The sequence below is a fragment of the Paenibacillus sp. 10L310 genome (assembly GCF_056395745.1).
In genome coordinates, this window is record NZ_JBFTKC010000001.1 from 23,340 (window position 1) to 45,047 (window position 21,708).

The 21,708-nt window shown below is 45.9% G+C and carries 17 protein-coding genes; 13 read left to right on the forward strand and 4 right to left on the reverse strand.

Annotated features, from left to right (window positions below):
- The first annotated feature begins 34 nt into the window (after window positions 1–34).
- Entirely contained in the window at window positions 35–901 is an 867-nt protein-coding gene (locus AC1DE7_RS00115; RefSeq protein ID WP_477533507.1) for a helix-turn-helix transcriptional regulator, read from the forward strand.
- 5 nt (window positions 902–906) lie between these two features.
- Here the strand turns inward: AC1DE7_RS00115 and AC1DE7_RS00120 are convergent, their stop codons facing one another.
- Complete coding sequence (locus AC1DE7_RS00120) at window positions 907–2,961, reverse strand: helix-turn-helix domain-containing protein (protein WP_477533508.1); 2,055 nt, start codon at window positions 2,959–2,961, stop codon at window positions 907–909.
- 496 nt (window positions 2,962–3,457) lie between these two features.
- Here AC1DE7_RS00120 and AC1DE7_RS00125 point away from each other — a divergent pair, with 496 nt between their 5' ends.
- From AC1DE7_RS00125 to AC1DE7_RS00150, 6 genes are all read left to right on the forward strand, one after another.
- The gene (locus tag AC1DE7_RS00125) at window positions 3,458–4,678 is read left to right on the forward strand and encodes a metal-dependent hydrolase family protein (protein WP_036611244.1); all 1,221 of its coding nucleotides are present in this window, start codon (window positions 3,458–3,460) and stop codon (window positions 4,676–4,678) included.
- Between the two features lie 61 nt (window positions 4,679–4,739).
- On the forward strand, window positions 4,740–5,906 hold the full coding sequence (locus AC1DE7_RS00130; RefSeq protein ID WP_036611242.1) for a hypothetical protein: 1,167 nt from the start codon (window positions 4,740–4,742) through the stop codon (window positions 5,904–5,906).
- Between the two features lie 256 nt (window positions 5,907–6,162).
- Window positions 6,163–7,098, forward strand: a complete 936-nt coding sequence (locus AC1DE7_RS00135; RefSeq protein ID WP_477533509.1) for a helix-turn-helix domain-containing protein — start codon at window positions 6,163–6,165, stop codon at window positions 7,096–7,098.
- A gap of 27 nt (window positions 7,099–7,125) precedes the next feature.
- Window positions 7,126–7,614: a DinB family protein gene (locus AC1DE7_RS00140; RefSeq protein WP_477533510.1), complete on the forward strand. Its 489-nt coding sequence runs from the start codon at window positions 7,126–7,128 to the stop codon at window positions 7,612–7,614.
- A gap of 190 nt (window positions 7,615–7,804) precedes the next feature.
- Window positions 7,805–8,092, forward strand: a complete 288-nt coding sequence (locus AC1DE7_RS00145; RefSeq protein ID WP_036611237.1) for a hypothetical protein — start codon at window positions 7,805–7,807, stop codon at window positions 8,090–8,092.
- A 180-nt stretch (window positions 8,093–8,272) separates the two neighbouring features.
- On the forward strand, window positions 8,273–8,791 hold the full coding sequence (locus AC1DE7_RS00150; protein ID WP_164783422.1) for a GNAT family N-acetyltransferase: 519 nt from the start codon (window positions 8,273–8,275) through the stop codon (window positions 8,789–8,791).
- Between the two features lie 53 nt (window positions 8,792–8,844).
- Here the strand turns inward: AC1DE7_RS00150 and AC1DE7_RS00155 are convergent, their stop codons facing one another.
- Window positions 8,845–9,195, reverse strand: a complete 351-nt coding sequence (locus AC1DE7_RS00155; protein WP_076251498.1) for a hypothetical protein — start codon at window positions 9,193–9,195, stop codon at window positions 8,845–8,847.
- 438 nt (window positions 9,196–9,633) lie between these two features.
- Between AC1DE7_RS00155 and rhaD the strand changes: the two genes are divergently transcribed.
- From rhaD to AC1DE7_RS00185, 6 genes are all read left to right on the forward strand, one after another.
- Entirely contained in the window at window positions 9,634–10,479 is an 846-nt protein-coding gene (rhaD, locus tag AC1DE7_RS00160) for a rhamnulose-1-phosphate aldolase (RefSeq protein WP_477533511.1), read from the forward strand.
- Between the two features lie 261 nt (window positions 10,480–10,740).
- Complete coding sequence (locus AC1DE7_RS00165) at window positions 10,741–12,558, forward strand: APC family permease (RefSeq protein ID WP_282319086.1); 1,818 nt, start codon at window positions 10,741–10,743, stop codon at window positions 12,556–12,558.
- A gap of 343 nt (window positions 12,559–12,901) precedes the next feature.
- Window positions 12,902–13,864, forward strand: a complete 963-nt coding sequence (locus tag AC1DE7_RS00170; protein ID WP_076327280.1) for a carbohydrate ABC transporter permease — start codon at window positions 12,902–12,904, stop codon at window positions 13,862–13,864.
- On the forward strand, window positions 13,861–14,682 hold the full coding sequence (locus AC1DE7_RS00175; protein WP_336759487.1) for a carbohydrate ABC transporter permease: 822 nt from the start codon (window positions 13,861–13,863) through the stop codon (window positions 14,680–14,682). The genes AC1DE7_RS00170 and AC1DE7_RS00175 overlap by 4 nt, the downstream gene beginning before the upstream one ends.
- A gap of 378 nt (window positions 14,683–15,060) precedes the next feature.
- The gene (locus AC1DE7_RS00180) at window positions 15,061–16,419 is read left to right on the forward strand and encodes an ABC transporter substrate-binding protein (protein ID WP_477533512.1); all 1,359 of its coding nucleotides are present in this window, start codon (window positions 15,061–15,063) and stop codon (window positions 16,417–16,419) included.
- 587 nt (window positions 16,420–17,006) lie between these two features.
- The gene (locus AC1DE7_RS00185; protein WP_047842001.1) at window positions 17,007–17,219 is read left to right on the forward strand and encodes an immunity 17 family protein; all 213 of its coding nucleotides are present in this window, start codon (window positions 17,007–17,009) and stop codon (window positions 17,217–17,219) included.
- A 253-nt stretch (window positions 17,220–17,472) separates the two neighbouring features.
- Here AC1DE7_RS00185 and AC1DE7_RS00190 read toward each other — a convergent pair whose 3' ends face one another.
- Together AC1DE7_RS00190 and AC1DE7_RS00195 are read right to left on the reverse strand one after the other, a co-directional pair.
- Complete coding sequence (locus tag AC1DE7_RS00190; protein WP_477533513.1) at window positions 17,473–20,061, reverse strand: glycine betaine ABC transporter substrate-binding protein; 2,589 nt, start codon at window positions 20,059–20,061, stop codon at window positions 17,473–17,475.
- Entirely contained in the window at window positions 20,027–21,256 is a 1,230-nt protein-coding gene (locus AC1DE7_RS00195) for a quaternary amine ABC transporter ATP-binding protein (protein ID WP_074093962.1), read from the reverse strand. The genes AC1DE7_RS00190 and AC1DE7_RS00195 overlap by 35 nt, the downstream gene beginning before the upstream one ends.
- Between the last annotated feature and the right edge of the window lie 452 nt (window positions 21,257–21,708).

Below are 21,708 nucleotides of genomic sequence, written 5' to 3' on the forward strand. Positions count from 1 at the left end.
GAGAATAAAGAATATTGCCCATATATATCACAATATGAAACTAACGATGGAGAAAGTGGTGTACTGGATGGATACCCGGATTTTTTTTGGTAAAACAGAAGAAGCTGCTCGCCTGCCGATCTATATGACCACGGTTGGTTACTGGGAACACCAATATGAAACTGAGCGTCCAGAGGGATTCCCGGATTATCAGATCCACCAGATTATTCATGGTCAGGGGAGACTGATTATACAAGAGGACGAGTATATCGTCGGACCGGGTGACGTTTTCTTTCTGTATCCCGATGTTCCGCATCGATATATGCCCATCAGTGACCGTTGGGAACTGGCTTGGGTCTCGTTTCAGGGGAGAGAGGCTAGCCAGTTATTATCTTATGCGGGGATAACCGGTTCACGCGTATGCAGACTCAGGACAGCAACGCTGCTACGTGGCCTGGAGCAACTTCTGGTTAGAGGAGAGAATGGCGGTGATACGGATTACGCAGATTACGATGTGGAGTGTTCCAAACAATTATATGCCCTGCTGCTGGATCTGAAGCCACTGCTCATCGCATCCGCCAATTATAATGATGAATTGGAGCGCTTGAAGCCTGTGCTGCGTTATATCGCATCGCATCTGGATCGTTCACTGTCGCTGAAGGAACTGGCCGATGTGGCTGTGGTATCTCCCCAATATTTGTGCAGGCTGTTTCAGAGGGCACTCCATACCAGACCTGTATTTTACGTGAACCAAGAACGGATCAATCGAAGCAAACAACTCATGTTCAGTGAGAGAGAGCTTCGAATATATGAAGTGGCTGATCGGGTGGGTTACGAGAATGCCAGTTATTTCTGTGCGATGTTCAAAAGGCATACAGGCATGAGTCCAGAGCGTTTTCGCAAACTGCACGGACTGAATTGATGGAGTTACAATTTTAGTGCTCCACTCGCGGTAGGAGCAACAGAGTATACTTCGCTTAAATGACATGCCAGATACACCTTCATCCAACCCTCGGAATCGTTCAGATCAACACCTAGAATCTCCTCTATTTTGCGCAGGCGCAGATACAACGTATTGGTATGAATGTGCAGACGTTCGGCTGTGGCTTGCACAGATCGATTCGCGGCAATGTAGGTTTTGAGTGTGAGTTCAAGCTCTCCTGATTTTTGCTGTTGAAGAGGGGACAGAATTTCGTGAATGTAGTTCTCGATATCGGAAGGTTCCTGATTCAGAAACAGCCGATTGATCCCGATTTCTTCGTAGAGCATCAGGCCCGCTTTGTTTTGTTTAAGCAAAAAGGACAACGAGCGTGTAGCCTCGTCATTGCTTTTGCACACATACTCAAGCCCTTGATAAAGTCCACCGATACCAATGGATAGGGCAGGAGTCTTAGGGGTGGTCCATTTCTCCACAGCCGTTTCCAGCCTGCTGATGATCCAGTGTCTGACCTTGGGCTCGGATGCAGCAGCCAGAATCGTAATTTTGTGATGTGCGCTGAACAATAGATGTTCGCGGGTGCCCAGCTCCTTTTCGATAAATCCAATCAACTTGCGCACCCAATTTTCAGTTGTTTTCATATCGGGATGTTCCCCATAGAGCTGCAATTGAGCGACGAACAAGGACTGATGGGCTGGCAACCGAAAGCTGGAAAGTCGTGCCTCCAACTGCTGTGGTTCTCTATATTGCACGAGATCGCTGAAGAAATCATGGTTTTTCCGATAGGACATCTCGGTGAGTGAGTAGGTATTCACCATCTCCAGCATCACAATAGCTCCGCCTTGTTCCAAAATCACATGATCCAACTGACCTAACGGATGATCTAATTGGATGGCAAAACAGCCAAGCACCAGAGATCCGTTCACAATGGGATAGAGGTAATAATCGCTATGATCCGTTCCACCGGATAAGGTGATGGGGTTAAACTGACTGTCCAGAGCGGTATAGATATCGAGCTCACTTAGCAAGACACTTTCCGGGATGAGCGGGTACCAGTCATTTCTCGCCATGTCCACATAATAGGTGGGAAGTTTCAGCATTGACCCAACCGTCTCAATGATATGTCCGAGGCTCACATGTTCAATGGAAAGTGCCGTGAATTGATTATGAATTTCATTGCGGCTAACGAGATATCGGTTCGTTTCCAGCAGTTCTGAATACATGGTGGCGTTGGAGATGGCAATGGCTGCCTGATCCGCAAATCCCTGCATCACATTCAGATCATGTGGGGCAAATCGTCTGTTTTGTTCAAATTGGTATACCAGCATTACACCGATTTTGTGAGTATTCATTGTCACGGGAACGGCGATAAGTCCTTTTGCCATAATACCGTCAGGCAGTGAACTTACAATGATATCCGCATTCTCCTGACTAACATTGCCCATATCTTTAAAGGCATCATCCGGTGTGCTATACATTCGGCCAATGCCTTCCTCGTATACTTTTCCCGTAATGCCCTCATCCAGCTCGCCCTGATATTGATACACGCTATCCTGAAAACCGACTTTGGCTCTAGGAATCATCTTGCCAGAGTCCGGATCAACCATCATGAACAGTCCGCAGGAAAGGGAGGGGATGACATGGAGCGCATTCTCCATGATTTTGAGTAACAAGTCGTTCAGCTCCAGGGAACAGGTCAGCTCCCGCAGTCCGGTCAACCATCGATCATTGTGTGCACGTTCCATCTCAATCTGCTGCTTCAGCAGTCCTTCCCGAATCAAAGACTCCAGACGTTCACTCTGTAGCAGGGTAAGTTGCTTCTGGGTATCGATAACCACACGAATGTTGATGTTAGACAAAAAAACAAACGTATACCTGAGAATCTTCCAGGATGACTCAATCTGTTCTTGATCTGTACATTCAGGTAACTCTCCTTCACGCAGCCAGTTATTCCACTGGAAATCATATTCATCCTTGATCCAGATTCCGTACGGAACAGACCCAAAGACTTGAACCATAAATGAGCGAACCGCTTCATGAATCATAGCAAACGTACTCCTTTTGTGTTCACATGGCAAAATGCTTACATATATAACATGATCTTCACTATGCTGTGTGATTTATATTTTATATTGTGTATATCACCATAATTAATATTAGAATGCTGTTGCTATCAACAATGACATTATACATATGCAACTTATATAATGTCATTAACTTTAACACGATACAATTTCATTGTAGTACAACAGTAGAGCTGTAAATCGAACATGTACACGTAATATTTAAGTTCAACTTAACTTTTTACACGAGAACGGAGAGGACAGAAATAACGTGAAGAAGCAAAGCGTTCGCCTAAAAGCTTTCGCAAGAAAGCTACTTCGGAAGCATACGCTATCCCCGGATTTTCCCTTTGGAGAAGGGAATCAAAAAAAATCTGGGGATAACAGCGATCGGAAGGTTATTCTGTCATCGGAGTGGTCAGTGTAAATATTCTTTAGTTGAACTTACAACCAAGTCTGAAAATGAGGTGGAGTACAGATGAGTCAAATTACTGCTTTTGTAGGTGCATTGTTGATTGATGGACAAGGTGGAGAACCTGTTTCCGATAGTGTGGTCCTGGTTGAGAACGGGAAATTCATAGCAGCGGGTGCAAAAGCAACCGTTCCAATTCCGGAAAATGCCGAGCTTGTTGATGTAACAGGCAAAACGGTGATGCCAGGATTAATCGATGCCCATGTCCATGTACACGGGGCCAAAAATCTGAATATGGCTGCGGTGGCGCTGGAAGCCAATGAACTCCAGATGGGGAGAGCACTTCAGGATCTGCCGAAGCTGATCAACGCCGGATTTACAACCGTCAGGGATGTCGGTAGCCATGTTGCTGTATACATTCGCGATCTGATCAAGGAAGGTGTGGTGAAGGGGCCGCGGATTAAAACTTCCCGTCATATGCTCTCTCAGACGGGTGGACATGCAGATATCCATATGATTCCAACGGAACTGAATATCTTCACCGTGTGTGACGGCGTTCCGGAAGTCATTAAGGCAACACGCACGCAGTTCCGTGAAGGGGCGGATTTCATTAAAGTGTGTTCTACAGGCGGGGTACTTTCGGAGAAAGATGACCCTCGCTGGTCGCAATTCCGCATGGATGAGCTGAAGGCGATCGTGTATGAAGCGGAAGCGGTACAGTCTTATGTGGCTGCACATGCGCAAGGTGCACAGGGGATCAAAAATGCGTTGGAAGCGGGCGTACGCACCATTGAACACGGGATCTACATTGATGAAGAAGGCATTGGCATGATGCTGGATCAAAAGGCGGTTCTGGTTCCAACGCTGGCCATTGTACATCGGATCATCAAAGAAGGGCATAAATACGGTGTTCCCGAATTTGGTATCCGCAAAGCCAAAAGTGTATATCAGGAGCATATTGAGAACATGATTATCGCGCGTAAGGCAGGCGTAACCATTGCAGTAGGGACAGACTTCTGCACGTGTGCACCTGTTGAGCATGGCGGGAATGCACTCGAACTTCGATTGCTTGTTGAAGATGTTGGATTTACGCCGATGGAAGCGATCGTAGCCGCAACAAGAGATGCGGCGAGAGCGATGCAGATGGAAGCGGAGATCGGTACGATTGAACCTGGCAAAGCTGCTGATCTGCTGGTATTGAATGTGAATCCGTTGACGGATATTGGACTGCTCGAAAACACAGAGAATATCGAACAGGTCTATTTATCAGGTGAACGCTTGAAATAAGAACGATGGTTCTACGTGAACTGAACTGCACTGACAACATAGAGAATGGGGAGAAGTCACCATGTTTAGTCAACCGATATATATCGCCACAGTATTGCTTGTTATTTTAGCTATAGGGGAACTGGTTTCGATCTGGTCCAAAGCGCGAATTCCTTCCTTGCTTGTTATTCTGATCGGATATTTGCTGCTGAACTGGGCGGGGTTATTTCCTAAAGGAGTGGTATCCAGCTCTGCTCTGACGGCGTTCGGGGCTCTCATGGTGGCTCCGCTGATTGTACACATGGGGACATTAATACCGCTGAAATTAATACGTTCCCAATATAAAGCAATACTGATCTCATTGTTCGCATCACTCACGGCGACAGGCCTTATCCTGTTAATCGTATCACCGTTCTATGGTTATCCTACAGCTGTTGCCGGATCAAGTCCGGTTGTTGGTGGCATTATCTCTTATCTGATCACAACCACGAAGTTGCAGGAGATGAATCTGGGTCATCTGATTACAATTCCGGCTGTTATTCTGGGTATTCATTCCCTCGTGGGGATGCCGATTGCAACCAATATGTTGCGCAGATATGCGTTAAAACTGCAGAAGCAGGGCGCTTTTGAGAACAAGGTTGCAGGGGAAGGCCATGTGAACATTAAAGAAGCGAATGCCAAAACATTCCTTCCGCAACGATTCCAGACCGCACCTATTCTGCTGTTGCTCTTGTTCATTATGGGTAGTCTCTCCATTTATCTAGGTAATGTAACCGGACTTAGCTACAGTATCTGGGCTCTGTTGCTGGGGGTTCTCGGACATCTGATCGGACTGTTCCCATCTCGTATTCTGGATAAAGCAAGTACATCGGGAATTGCCATGATAGGTCTGATCGTAGTCGTTATGACAAGTATGGAGTCGATCACTTTCGATGCGGTGGTTAGTTCCATTATTCCAGTGTTGTTCATTATCGTAATCGGTGTAATTGGGGTGCTGATCGGTGGATTTGTTGGCTCCAAGCTGTTCAAATGGGACCCGCTCAAAGGTCTGCCTGTGGCACTGACTGCACTATTCGGTTTTCCGGGGGACTACATTATCTGTGAGGAAGTAAGCCGTTCAGTTGGACGTGATGAAAATGAACGCAAAGCCATCCTCGATGAGATTTTAACGCCAATGCTGGTAGGTGGATTCACAACGGTCACAACAGCATCCGTGTTAATTGCGTCCATACTGATCAAGACACTTTAAGAGGTTGTCAAAAACGGTCTTTTTGAACACGCACTATAAGAAAAATTGATGTTCTTTTCATCCCAATTTCAGTTTCCATTAAGGTTGGGAAGGTAAGATAAGTCTTGTAAACCCCTTCTCGTGTTAAATAGATGTGTGACTGGCCCTATCGGATTGTCCTCCGGTAGGGCACTTTTTTTTCTTCATTTCTGCGGTTGGTGGTATGATAGATGAATACATAATGTGTAACCAACTCTAGTGACCGGAGGATGGAATTGTGGATCACAGTTTGCACCCGTTGTTTAAGCCTATTCAGATGAATGGAACGTACCCTAACAGTTATTATGTTGAGAAAGTACCTGCTGCTGGTCTGATGGCTTATGTGGCCTGTTATTGGGAATCAGGATCTCTTCCGAACACACATGCGGATGTTGCTAAGAGAGAAGGTCCAGAGCGATCGATGATGACGGTACCTGCCCGGGTATTACCGGATGGTTGCACGGACATGCTGATTACATACGACCCGGTCTGTTCAAAGCACTCCTATGCTTACTGTGGCAATTATACACATCCGTTCGCTGTACCTGAGCCATCCGATGATGGCTCCCCTGCTGGAGACTACACCTTTGGTGTCCGGTTCTTCCCGGGTGGAGCGCATGTCTTCCATGGCATGCCTCTGGAGTGGTTTACGGATAAGCGAATTGCACTTCAGGAATGTTGGCCGGAGAAGCTGAACGGGCTTCAGGAACGGATGGCCGAAACGAATCATTTTGCAGAGCGAGTAGAGGTTATGAATGCGTACTTGAGTCCGTTTACCGTGCAGGCAAGCACATCGGAGAACAATGTGATGAAAAACGTGCTGCACCGCATCTTTATGGATGGGGGACGTATGAGTGTCCAAGAGCTGGCGATGCGTGAAGTGATCAGTGAGCGGCAGTTGCATCGCAAGTTCTCGGAATGGGTAGGAATCAGCCCCAAGCGATTCAGTGAGGTGGTTCGTTTTCATCGTGTGCTGAGTGATATTCATCAAGGGAACACGGCAGACTGGGCAATGCTTGCCCAGAATCATGGATTTTTTGACCAAGCCCATCTAATTCGGCAATTTCGCAAGTTTTATGGAGAGACTCCGTTGACGGCAGCCAGGGAGCATGGCAGAATGTTGTCCGATTTGTACAATAGATCTGTAGCACCTTCGGTTATACTGAAGTCGTGAGAATAAAAGATAAGGGAGACATCATATATGAATGGAACATTGCAGATTCGGGATCACTTGTTAAATGAATTGGAAACAGGCGTACGGACGGGGGCTTCGTTAATTCGCTTGATCCGTTCGGAGGATTGGTCGTATCGTCCACAGGAGAATATGCGTTCATTGGTGGAGCTTGTACATCATTTTATCCAGATTACCGCATCGGATCTTGCCATTATGCAGGAAAAAGGTGAAGCTGAGGTTGGGCTGGTGGAGAATAGTCTGTCGGGGATTCAGGATATCGAGAAGCTTGAAGCAACATTATGGAGCAATTTCGAATCCTACAAAGCCTATATCAAAGGATTGAGCGAAGACGACTTTTTAAATCGTTCAACAAAAGCTTTTTATATGGAACATGGTCACTTGCAGGTTCAATGGCAGATTGAAACCGTAACGCATGTATTCCATCACCGTTCGCAGCTGTATAACTATCTCAAGCAGCAGGGCCATGAACTGAACTTTTTCATGCTGTATGCGTAATTAAACCTGTAATATTAAAGTAAGCTTAGTTGGCTCCACCGGATGGTCCGGTGGGGCTTTTTTTGCGTACATTCGTCTATCAATCTATGAAGTCTATCAAAATTGGACATTATGACCCTGGTAATTCACCGTTGCTTTAATAGATTTCAAGCATAGAATACCGTATCAAAGCAAAAAGGAGGTGATTTCAATGGCCATCCTTTTACCGATACAAAATTACAACCTTCCTGCCGGAGTAGGCAAGTCCTACTACGAAAATTTGGCTGGAGGCACAAATGCCAGCGCTACAGTGAACAACTTTGGACCTTTTCCGGTATCTCTCGTGATCACACGTGTTAATGCACCAGTAGTCACTTACGTTGTTCCTGTAAACAGCAGCCTTACCATTTCTGCAGGTGGAGTTCTGGTGTTTGCCTTGTTAGCTAACCTTGGAGGCGCAGCTTCCGGAACAATTCAATTCGCCGTAGCAGATTTGTAATTGATGTGAACTGGATTGGAACGGCCTCTGTCGGACATCTTGTCGGCAGGGGTTTTCTTTTTTATGGATATACATAGATTTAAATTAATTAAGTGGCTTGTTTACTTTGGCATTCATTCGATTAATTTAAGGTATAGGCGGCACGCAGATTGGTGTTGGCATACAGGAGGTTAGTGGATGATGAATAGAACAATCTTATTTGAAACGGAACGGTTGGAATGTGCGACTTGGAACGAAGGAGATCGTGCGCTGGCGTTTGCATTGTGGGGCGATCATGAGGTTGCCAAGTGGATTAGCAGCAAGGGATTTCTGAGCGAGGATGAGGTAGAGGCACGATTGACACAGGAGATTCAAAGGCAGAAGGAAGCGGGTGTGCAATATTGGCCCCTTTTTGAGAAAGAGTCGGAGGTGTTTGTCGGTTGTTGTGGCCTGCGTCCGTATTCTCCAGAAGAGGATATGTATGAACTGGGATTCCATCTAACCCGGGATCACTGGGGCAAAGGGTATGCCCAGGAAGCAGCGCGTGCGGTGATTACGTATGCCTTTGACGAAATGAAGGCGAAGGCACTGTTTGCCGGGCATCATCCGGATAATGAAGTGTCACGTCACATCTTGATCAAGCTGGGATTTGAGTATACAGGTGATGAACGTTATGAACCAACAGGAAAGAAGCATCCATCGTATGTGCTGCGAAAATAAGAAACCCCCGACCAATGAAGGACAGGGATTGAGGGCATCTGGTTTCCTCTTTTTTATAGAACTAGTTCATTCGAAACAATACGATGTGCGGTGACGATTTGCCCGGTGCTGTCTTTTCCCCACACTGAAATTTCAGTTAATGCAGCTGCGCCTCCACCCGTTGTGAATACATATTCGTATCCATCCAGGTTGGCATAGTAGGTTTGAGAGAAGACTTGCCCGGGGGTCAGATTAACGGATTGCAGCACATATAAGGTTCTCGTTCCATTCAGGAAATAACCTTCAATGAGTACATTGGACGTATTGATGGAATCGGTGTTGACCATTTTGATGGTGACCTGTTGTGTAGGCCTGCTACCACCGGAGAGGTTGTTCTCGATCGGGCCTGTAGAAAGGACTGCCATAGGTCCATCTCCTTTTTTTATGAATATCTTTTCCTGAGAAAAGCTAGAATAGCATATGTTAGAATCCACAAAAGCGTTTGGACAGAGAGATATATGTACTGAATGAAAAGGAGGAACTGAATCTTCTGTCCCAAGGAGATATATGTTTTCATGCTTTTTTTATTTCGCTTTCAGCTTCTATTAAGGTAGCAGAGGTAAGATAAGTCTTGTAAACCCCTTCTCGTGTTAAATAGATGTGTGACTGACCCCGCCGGGCGCCGGTGGGGTATTTTTTTGTTTTATTTTCAAATAAACAAAACTAAACAAAAATAAATAAAAGAATATATCTGTGTTTATTATTGACTACCAAAGATAAACAAAGGTATAATGAATGTGAAATAAAGAACTTACTATGTACGTGGCAAGCCATTTGATTTTCAATATAAGGAGAGATTGATCATGAACGTGACCCTTAGCAATGAAACAACGCAGGCTGCAGGTTTCCATATCCCATTTGTCCGTGAGATGGCTGAGATTACACAACATATGTGGAAAAATGGCTGGGATGAGCGCAATGGCGGTAATGTCAGCTATCTGCTGGAGGAAGAGGAAGTTGCCCAATATATCGATATCCATCATGTGATTCGCAAGATCAAACCGGCATTTTCGGTGCATGAGCTGGCAGGCAAGTATTTTATCGTGACCGCATCGGGCAAATATTTCAAAAATGTACTCGCTGATCCGGAGAGCAATCTAGGATTGCTGCGTGTATCGCAGGATGGACAGGAGCTGGAAGTGCTCTGGGGATTGAAGTCGGGCGCGAATCCAACAAGTGAGTTGCCTACACATTTCATGAGCCATATCGAACGTTTGAAATTGGATCCGAACCACCGGGTTGTCATGCACAACCATGCCACTCATGTATTGGCTATGACGTTTATCCACGAATTGGATGAAGCAAAATTCACGAAGACGCTGTGGCAGATGTGCACGGAGTGTGTGGTTGTATTCCCGGATGGGATCGGTATTATTCCATGGATGATTCCTGGATCAAACGAGATTGGACGCGAAACGGCTGAGAAAATGAAAGAATACCACGCAGTCATCTGGCCGCAACATGGCATCTTTGGAACAGGAACAACGATTGACGAGGCATTTGGTCTGATTGAGACCATCGAGAAGGCAGCCCAAGTGTATATGCTGGTTGCTGGTCACGAGATCCGGCAGAGAATTACGGATGAGCAGCTGACCACACTGGCACAAGCGTTTGGTGTTACTCCTCGTCCCGGAATTCTGGGCAGTTAAAATAGTTAACGCATAGATCAAGGAAGTGGTCTTTGGTTCATTGAACCAAAGGCCATTTCCTTTTTTTTGACGAACAATCGTCATTTTGGTTCAAAAAAGTTCAAATTGCTGAACAAGAATGGCTTTGTTATCGATTATTGAATCGTAGAATGCATTATCACGCGCTGGCGAAATTCGGGTGAAATGACGTATTGTCAACGGCTCTGCGATTTTGCATAATAACAATGCTTCACAGATGAGAGACGGAAGGAAGTTATGATCATGCTTGGCAAAATGAAGAGAATCTTAATAGGCAAGCCAATGAAATCGGCTGAACTGGATGGAGAAAAATTGGGGAAATGGAAGGCACTCGCCATCCTGTCCTCGGATGCCCTATCGTCCGTTGCCTACGGTACGGAACAGATCTTGCTGGTGCTCGTTGCGGCCGGATTCGCCGCCCTGTGGTATTCTGTTCCGATTTCCATCGCCGTGCTGGGATTACTCGTCATTTTAATTTTTTCCTATCGCCAGACGATATTTGCTTATCCAACAGGAGGCGGCGCTTATATCGTAGCCAAGGATAACCTGGGTACAACATCCAGTCTGATTGCCGGAGGATCTCTGCTGGTCGATTATATTTTGACCGTTGCGGTAAGTTCGTCGGCAGGGACGGATGCGATTACGTCGGCTTTTCCTATGCTGCATGACTACAGTGTTGTGATTGCTCTGATTATGATTGTTTTTCTAACCATTATGAATTTGCGGGGAGTGACGGAGTCAGCGTCTGTGCTGGCGATCCCCATTTATCTATTTATCTTTTCGATTGCGGTTCTGATTATCTCGGGTGGAATCAAATTTCTTGCCGGGGGGATGGAAGCAGCTGCACCAGAATTCGGAACTAGTCTATCCCATGTGAGTATGTTTCTGTTATTAAAAGCATTTAGCTCCGGTTGTTCGGCCTTGACTGGCGTGGAAGCGGTAAGTAACGCGATCCCAAACTTCAAGCAGCCTGCTGAGAAAAATGCCGCGGGTACATTACTGCTCATGGGTTGTATTTTGGGAGCCATGTTCATCGGTATCACCTTACTGGCTTATGGGTACGGAGTGAAGCCTGATCCCAAAGCAACGGTCATCTCCCAGATTGCTGAAGCGACGTTTGGCAGGGGCACGATGTATTTTATCATCCAGGGTGTAACGGCACTGATCCTGTTCCTCGCAGCCAACACAGCTTATTCGGCTTTTCCGCTGTTATCCTTCATGATGGCAAAGGATAAATACATGCCGCATGCATTTATGGTCAGAGGAGACCGCCTTGGTTTCTCAAACGGGATCATTTTCCTCAGTGTGATGTCTGCGCTGCTGGTGGTCGGGTTCAAAGGGAATACGGAAAGCCTGATTCCGCTCTATGCGGTTGGGGTGTTCATTCCATTTACCCTGTCACAGCTCGGTATGATGATTCGCTGGATCAAAGTCAAGCCGTCTGGCTGGCAGATGAAGTTGCTGGTCAATACCGTCGGTATGCTGACTACACTATCGATTACCCTGATTTTTATTTTCACCAAGTTCACGCAGACATGGGTCATCTTTATCTTTTTGCCGTTCGTTGTGTATGTGTTCATGCGTATTCACCGTCACTATTGCAACATTGCAGATGAGCTACGGATTGATATTCAGGTTGATAAGCCAGCCAAAAAAGGCAATACGATAGTCATTCCTGTTGCGGGCATTACCCGGGTCGTTATGAATACGATCAGTTACGCCCAGACGATGTCGGATCACGTCGTCGCGCTGTACATTGGATTTGATGATGAGGCGATACGCAAGATGGAGCAGAAGTGGGAAGAGTGGAATCCAGGCGTTCGTCTGGTTGTAATCAAATCGAGATACCGTAGCATTATGGGGCCGCTGAAGAAATTCATTGATACTGTAGAGTGGAAAACGGCCGAGACCGATCACATCACTATATTAATCCCGCAATTCATCACCAAGCACTGGTGGCAAAATGTACTGCACAACCAGACCAGCTTCATGATCCGAGCCTATCTGATCAATTACAAAGACGTGATTGTCACCACGGTGCCATATCATCTTAATCGTTAACTCGAACGGTTAATCGCTTTACCTCGTTTGGAAGATTTACAGATTATTGTAAAATGAGTCGCTTTTATTAATAAGCAAACGTTCATATTCCATTTACACATCAAACCGCAGGGACATCTCCAAACAGGGGAGTTCTTGCGGTTTTTTGTCATGAAATCCGGTTTGGATACCGCTTTCGAATGGATGCACATTTCCGTAAAGTCCCTTGTCCATGATTAACGTTACGTTGATTCAGAATGAATTTTGCTGTGACATTCGACTCTTACACTAGATAACGTGGTGCTGAAGTTGATCTAACATTTCAGACACACTGAATGCGTGAAACAAGGGGGAAGAAAATCCGATGAGTGAGCTTGATAACCGGATCAGCTTGCCCGCCGCCAAACGGCGCGTATCCGGTACGAGTGAGCGCCGGACAGCCTCGCTGCGTGTGCAGCGAATGCGGGAGAATCTGCTGGCCTATGGTTTCCTGGCACCATCGCTGCTTTTGTTTGCAGTGTTTCTGTTTTACCCGATGTTTAAGTCCGTGTACCTGAGTCTGCATTCCACAGATCCGACGGGGCAGATTGCGGCTTATGTAGGACTGGATAACTTCAAGGCCGTGTTCCAATCAGGACTGTTTATGCAAGGGATGAAAGTGACATTACTATTTGTACTGTTTACAGTGCCTACGGGCATGCTGGCTGCTCTGATTCTGGCTGCACTGACCCACAACCGGTTCAAGGGAATGCGTGTGTTCCAATTTGTATTCTCTCTGCCCGTGGTGTTATCCGTCGGTTCGTCAGCGGTGATCTGGAAGTTTCTATTCCACCCGACCCTTGGCATGCTGAATTATCTGCTTGGCAAAGTAGGTATGGATCCAATTCCCTGGCTCACCAGCCCGGATTGGGCATTGATCTCAATTTCCATCATGACAATTTGGATGAACCTTGGATTCAACTACATTATTCTATCCAGTGGTTTGGCGGGCATCCCGGATGAGATCTACGAGAGCGCCAAGATTGACGGTGCAGGACCATTGCTGACGTTTCGCAAAATTTCGATGCCGCTACTGTCACCAACGTTGTTCTTTGTCACGGTTGTATCAATCATTGGTGCTTTTCAATCGTTCGGTCAGATCAACATTCTAACCCGGGGTGGTCCGATGGACAGTACAAATGTTTTTGTATATTCCATCTATCAGGAAGCCTTCGTTAATTTCCGCTTTGGTACAGGTAGTGCACAGGCACTGATCCTGTTCGTGGTGATTATGTTGCTGACCCTGATCCAGTTCAAATGGGTAGAAAGGAAAGTGCATTACCAATGAGTGCGACATGGACCAAAACGCTGTTGTATGTATTACTGACGATCTGTGCAGCGCTTGTGCTGTATCCGGTGATGTACACCTTTTTCATGGCCGTGATGACGCCGGAAGATGCGAGTGCTTATCCGCCGCATATCATTCCAAATTCAATCGATCTGTCCAACTTTAGCGAAGTATTTGATATTGTTCCGATCGGTCGATTTATCGGCAATACCTTTCTTGTCGCAGGACTGACAACGCTTGGTCAATTGATTACAGCGAGTATGGCAGCCTATGCTTTTGCGAAAATGCAGTTCAAAGGCAAAAACGTCATCTTCAGCATGTTTGTCGCAACGATGATGATTCCATGGGAAGTGACGATGATCCCCAACTACCTAACGGTTCGCAGTTGGGGCTGGCTAGATAGTTACCAGGGGCTTACCGTGCCGTTTCTGGCAACGGCGTTTGGTACATTCCTGCTAAGACAGTTCTTCATGCAGCTACCCAAGGAATTGTTCGAGGCGGCGAAGATCGACGGTTGTGGTCATATTCGCTATTTCATATCGCATGTCTTGCCTTTGTCCCGTCCGGCACTTGGAACACTGGCAATCTATTCATTCTTAAGCATGTACAATTCGTATCTCTGGCCGCTGCTGGTGACAAACACACCGGAAATGAGAACCGCACAGATCGGAATCTCGATGCTGGAGTTCCAGGAATCCACAGCGTGGAATCTTGTATTTGCCGGAACAGCCATGGTCATTCTACCATCCTTACTGCTATTGATTTTCGGGTTGAAACAGCTTGTCCGCGGAATGGCCGCAGGCGCGCTAAAGGGGTAGGGAGAGAAAGTTTTACAACTATTTAATTGAAGTGGAAGCTCTGAAGGTTTTGATCTAAAGATTTTAATTTAGAGGTTTTGAATTAAACCTTGTATCTTCTTACAAGGTCCACGGTTTGGATACCAGGAGCGAATAAAATGAGGCTCGTGCTTCAAATAAAATGTTGAAATGAACGACGGTAGTAGTGGAGGGGACGAAATCGATTCTGAAGAAGCAAAGCGTTCGCCTTTATCCCCGGATTTTCCCCTTTGAGAGGGGGAATGAGAAAAATCCGGGAATAACAGCGATCAAAAGAACGATTCGTAACCGTAACGGCCACACCGCGTCATCCCCAAGATTTTATTGTACGCGAGCCATATAAAAGGAGAGCGATTTCGTTTGAAAAAAAGAGGAACATTCGCATTAATGCTGGCTGCACTCATGTTTGTCATTTCCGCTTGCGGAACAAAAGCTGAAACAAGCAGCCCGGCAAGTGGAGCACAAGCAGAAGCGGCCGCAGCTGAAACAACACAATTGACGTGGTGGCATTCCATGTCTGGCGCTGGGGAGAAAGCCATTAACCAACTCGCTTTCGATTTTAACGCTAGCCATCCCGACATTCAGGTGAAACCCATCTATCAAGGGAAGTACGATGAAAGTCTGAACAAACTCAAAGCATCCATGGGCTCAGACAGCGGTCCAGACATTATCCAAGTCTATGAGATTGGTAGCAAGTTCATGATCGATTCGGGCATGATTACGCCAGTACAACAGTTCATCGACAAGGATCAGTTCGACCTGTCCCAACTGGAGCCAAACATCATCCGATACTACACCATCGATGGCAAATTGAACGCCATGCCGTTTAACACATCCAACCCGATCCTGTATTACAACAAGGATATGTTCAAAGCAGCAGGTCTGGACCCGGAGAACCCGCCGAAGACGTATGAAGAGTTTGAGCAAGCAGCAAAAGCACTGGCGAAAGACGGTAAGCCAGGTGCATCCATGGCGATCTACGGCTGGTTTATGGAACAGTTCTTTGCAAACCAGAATGCAGATTATGTAAACAATGGAAACGGAAGAAATGAAGCAGCTACAGAGTCTCTGCTGAACTCCGAAGCTGGAGTGAAGACTTTAACGTGGTGGAAAAAGATGATTGATGAGAAGACCCTCTCCAATCTGGGACGTAGCACAGACGATACAACAGCAGCATTTACCGCTCAGCAAATCGGTATGACTCTTGATTCCACAGCTGGCCTGCGTAAAATTGTAGAAGGTTCAGGTGGCAAGTTTGAACTGGGAACAGGCTTCCTGCCTCGTCCAGCGGATGCCAAAGAAGGCGGCGTTGTAGTGGGTGGAGCGAGCTTGTACATCATGAACAACAAATCCGAAGCACAACAACAAGCGGCATGGGAATTCATCAAGTACTTGGCTACACCAGAGGTACAAGCGAACTGGAGTGTTGCGACAGGATACTTCCCTATTACGACAGCAGCCTACAATGAGCAAGTATTAAAGGATAATATGGCGAAGTACCCGCAATTCCAGACAGCAGTCGATCAATTGCACGCTTCCGCCGATTCGACAGCAACATCCGGGGCATTAATGGGTGTATTCCCGGAAGCCAGACAACTTGTCGAAGGAGCGATTGAAACGGTCCTGAATGGACAAGGTACACCACAGGAAGCATTGGATGTAGCAGCTAAACAAATTACAGACAAGATTGCGCAATATAATAGTACGGTGAAGAAATAATTGTAGGCTAATCTCACATTACAACCAGATGCGGCGTTCATCAATGATCGTCGCATTGTTGTAATTTTATGATATCCTCTGAGACCTAAGACGGATTTTTCTTAATGTACAACCTGATTGAACAAATGATTGCAACATTGATAACATGATGAACATTAACAGGTTATGTCTGATCATAGGCCAAGTAACAAAAGTATGGCTTAAAAGAATGAGGGATTGTATGTCAAAATAAAAGATATTTAATTAACATGTGTCAGTAGTTCGATTTTATATACCACGGATAGGCCTAAAGTCGAGATGACGATTTATGTAAAAAAACCTCCTACGCGCTAACAATCGGCAAAACCTACGAATAATTGCAGAATGTACTCATTCTCCAGACAAGATATAGCTTAGAAAGATTTCGCGAAAATCAGCGGGTATTGTAGAAATTAGTTCTCTATGGGCAAATGAATATAATATGTTTAGCTCCCTAAAACAGCTTGCAGCCTCCCATCTGCAAGCTGTTTTTTTTCTAATTAATGCCTGTTAATTTTCACCAAGTGAAGGTATAGTAGACAGGATTATATTGAAGGAGTGTTGACGAAATGCAAGATCAACCCGTTTTAATCGCACTATTTGCCATAGCGGCAGGAATTTTTAGTTTGCTCGGTGGTATCAACAATTGGGATTGGTTTATGAAGAGCTTTAGAGCAGGAATTTTTGTAAAGACTATTGGACGGCAGGGTGCAAGGGTGGTATATGGTATTCTAGGTGTCGTCATGATTGTCATTGGTGTACTACTGTTACTGATCGGATAGTTATTGGGAAATAAACGAACTCACTAAGTATCATCTACATACGATGTTTATGATTTAAGGCAAAGTAAGAGGATATGTGAGAAGAGTCAAATGGAAAAAGCGTTTGAATGCTTAAAACAGCAGTATGCAGTAAGACCAGGATAGAATATCAAATCAAATAGCATGCCTGAAAAAAACATAGCCATAACAAAAAGACCACCGAAAAATTTCGGTGGTCTTTTACCAAATTCAGGTTTATCCATCTCAATCTGGTTTAATTATCTTTTAAGTCTTCAACAGAGTTGATCTCCATGTACGTTGGAACAACCAGACCTTGTTTAACTCCTGTCATGCTGACAGCGATATCTTCAATCTTGTCTCCATATGTCTTCCAGTAGTCCCCATGTGTGAGCGGGAGCCATACGGCTGGAGAAGCATCGATATCACCTGCTGCCAAGCCTGCCCACATGGGGCCAGCTTCGACTTGCAGTGCTTTGACTGTGTAACCCAGATCCGTCTCAAGCACATACTTCATCAGGTTGGTACTCGCAATTTCAGAGTCCCATGCAACATAACCGAGACGTAAATTGTCACCTTTAACCGGGGTTAACCCCTTGGTCCATTCTTCAATTTGGTCCGGATGTTTTTCCGCATAAGTCTTGGCAGCTTTTTCAGGCGAAACGCCCTTTTGAATGTCTACCATGATTTCACTCATTTGATCTGCAGTCCAATTAAAACGAGAGAAGAACTCATAGGCAACGGGATGATCTTCCTTGATTCCCTTACGTCCAACCGTGTGAACTTCCTCTGCATCGCCGAAAATTAAGTCGGGATCATCCAAATACTTCAGATCATACTGATTGAACATCCAGTGTGGAGTCCAACCCGTAACGATGATGGGTTCTTCATTTTTATAAGCTTTGTCCAACGATGCAGTCATTGCTGCTCCGGAGCCTTCAATCAGATTCCAGTTAGACAATTCATAATGTTTAATGGCGTTTGCTGTGGCCTTCATCAGACCTGCACCCGGGTCAATACCAACGATTTGGTGATTAACCTCTTCGCCCACATTAGCACTTGCCGATGGAGTGGAAGAAGCGGCACCTGTCTCCAGATCTGCAATAGAGTTTACTTCAGTCATGTACTTAGGAACCACGAGGCCTGTACGTACACCTGTCATATTAGCCCCCAGATCGTCCACCTGGTCTTTGTAACGTTCCCAGTAGTCTGCGTGTGTCAATGGCAGCCAAGCTGCTGGAGAGGCATCTACGTCGCCTGAGGCAACACCCGTCCACATTGGTCCGGCTTCGACTTGCAGAGCGTTAACTTTATAACCCAATTTGTTTTCCATCACATATTTTAGCAAGTTCGTACTTGCGATTTCGGAATCCCAAGCCACATAGCTGAGTTTGAATGCATCACCGTTCACTGGAGTCAGACCTTTGGTCCACTCAGCAATCTGATCGGCATGTTTCTCAGCATAAGCTTTAGCTGCTTCTTCTGCAGATGTGCCATCTTGGATAGCAGTCATCATTTCACCCATTTCATCCGATGTCCATTGGAAACGGGACAGGAATTCAAACGCAACAGGGTGATCTTCTTTCAGACCTTTACGGGCGATGGTGTGAATTTCTTCAGCATCACCGAAAGATTTTTCTGGATCTTCCAGATATTTCAGATCATATTTGTTGAACATCCAGTGCGGAGTCCAACCTGTAATAATGATTGGATCTTCATTTTTGATCGCTTTGTCCAGCGTGGCTGTCATGGCTGCACCAGAGCCTTCAATCAGAGTCCAGTCAGTTAATTTATAGTCTTCGATCGCTTTTGCAGCAGACTTCATGATACCAGCCCCTGGATCGATACCGATAATCTGATAGTTTACTTCTTGACCTACAGCATTGGCTGCTGAATTGTTGCCACCAGCCGAAGTTGTGCCACCAACGAAGTATTGTGAGAAACCAGCTACAAGCACAAGGAATGTTGCTGCAGCAGTGATCCATGCTTTTTGCTTGGCTGTAATGCGTGAGGTTTTTTTGCGACCTGGCATAAATACATTTTGTGTAAAACGGTCCAGAACAATCGCGAGTACAACAACGGCCAGACCGGCTTCGAAACCTTTACCGATTTGAAGCTGTGTTACAGCACGATAGACTTCCGCACCAATACCTTGTGCACCAATCATGGATGCAATAACAACCATGGACAGTGATAGCATGATGGTCTGGTTAATACCGGACATCACGGTAGGCAAAGCGAGTGGAAGCTGTACTTTGAACAACTTTTGCATGGAAGTTGAGCCGAATGCATCAGCTGCTTCAACCAATTCACTAGATACCTGTCTGATCCCCAGATGAGTCAGACGAATCGTTGGCGGAATCGCAAATATAACAGAAGCGATAACACCTGGAACGACACCGAGACTAAAGAATGTGACCGCAGGCAGCAAGTAGACAAATGCAGGCATCGTCTGCATGAAGTCAAGCAGCGGTGTAATGATACGCGCCGCAGTTTTACTGTATGCGAGCCAGATTCCGACAGGTACACCAAGCAGGATCGAAACCAATCCTGAAGTGATAACCAGACCGAGTGTGTCCATCGATTGGGACCAGTATCCCAAGTTATCTACGAGCAAGAATCCGATAACCGTAAATAGTGTCAGTGGGAGTCGTCCTACGAGGAACGCAAGAACACCCAATATGGCAATGAACAGGAGTGGATGGGGCAGCATGAACAGCCCGGAGAAGAATCCAACTACTGCCTGAATAACAATAGAGATTACATTAAACAATCCGGAGAGCGAGGAGCTCATCCAGTCAACGATGGATTCAATCCACGATGCTAGTGGTATTTTGGGAATCATTCGCAAGTTCCTCCTTTACTGCAACTTCACCGCTAAGTGCACCCAGCAGGGCACCGCGGACGATAACACCTTGCAGACGGCCATTCTCACCAACTACAGCGAGCGGCACATGGGCAGAACTTACAATCTCGAACAATTCATGAATCAGGGTTTCAGGCGACACCGTCGGCCCGTCCGTGATCAGAATGTCGTTCAATAATTTGTTTTCGCGCATAGCACGGGTTGCATCTTCAGCTGTAATAACACCCAGCAGTTTGATCGAACGGTCAATGACAAACAGGTTGGAAATACCACGTTCGCGCATTAATTCGAGGGCAACACGAGGACCACGATCAAGCGTAATTGTTTCAGGGCGACGCATTACGTGAGATGCTGTAAGGACCTTGGACAGATCCACGTCTTCGACGAAGCGGGCCACATATGAGTTGGCCGGTTGAATCATGATTTCTTCCGGTGTACCGATCTGCACAACTGCGCCGTCTTTCATGAGGGCAATACGATCGCCGATGCGCAGCGCTTCGTCCAAGTCATGGGTAATGAAAATGATGGTCTTTTTCATTTTATCCTGAAGCTCGATCAACTCATCTTGCATATCACGGCGAATCAATGGATCAAGTGCACTGAAGGCTTCATCCATCAGTAGTACTTCCGGGTCATTGGCAAGTGCACGCGCCAAGCCGACACGTTGCTGCATCCCGCCACTGAGTTCATCTGGCATTTTGTCTTCCCAGCCCTTAAGGCCAACCAGCTCAAGTGAGGTTTTTGCCTTCTCCCGGCGTACTTCCTTATCTACTTTTTGTATTTCCAATCCATACTCCACATTATCAAGAACGGTACGGTGCGGGAACAACGCAAACTTCTGGAAGACCATGCTAATCGTTTTCCGGCGCACTTCGCGCAATTGTTCTTTGTTCATCTTGCGTAGATCCTTACCATGGACCAGAATTTCTCCGGATGTTGGTTCAATCAGACGATTGAACATCCGAACCAGTGTGGATTTACCACTCCCGGACAGTCCCATAATAACGAAAATCTCGCCTTCCTTAATGTCCATGTTGACCCGGTTGACACCAACCGTTATCTGTTTTTCTTTGGCCAACTTTTCTTTACCCCAACCTTGCTCCAGTAATTGCAGACCTTGCTCGGTTTGGGGTCCAAACAATTTACTTACGTTTTTCACTTCAAGTATGGTCATGTTTTCACCCCTTCTGATGTGTTGTGCACTTCGAACGGCTTTCAGCATCCATAAGCCCATACACTTATGCGCCCAGCCACGAAATCCGGTAATTGTTGCTTCGCTTCCCGTCTTTCTGGGTAACGTTTTTAAGTCTAACAATACTTAACCAGTATATCAACCGAATAAACAGTACATAATGTTTGTACAGTAAAAACTGTACAAAGTTTTCCTCCCATATGCTCCGTCATTCTCCTTATTCTGGCTAATAAGGTAGCTTTACATTTGACATTGCTTTTCCTACAATAGAAAATGAGCTGAATTGAAGCTGAATTTTTTGGTTAAAAGATAGTCATAGGCAATTGTAGCCTGGTAAAGTTCCCATTTTCATACATTGGGTGAATGAAAGCCCTCTGGCATATATGATGTCCGGCTGAGTGCTTTCCCATGTAAGCAGGACTTTTAAAGTGTTG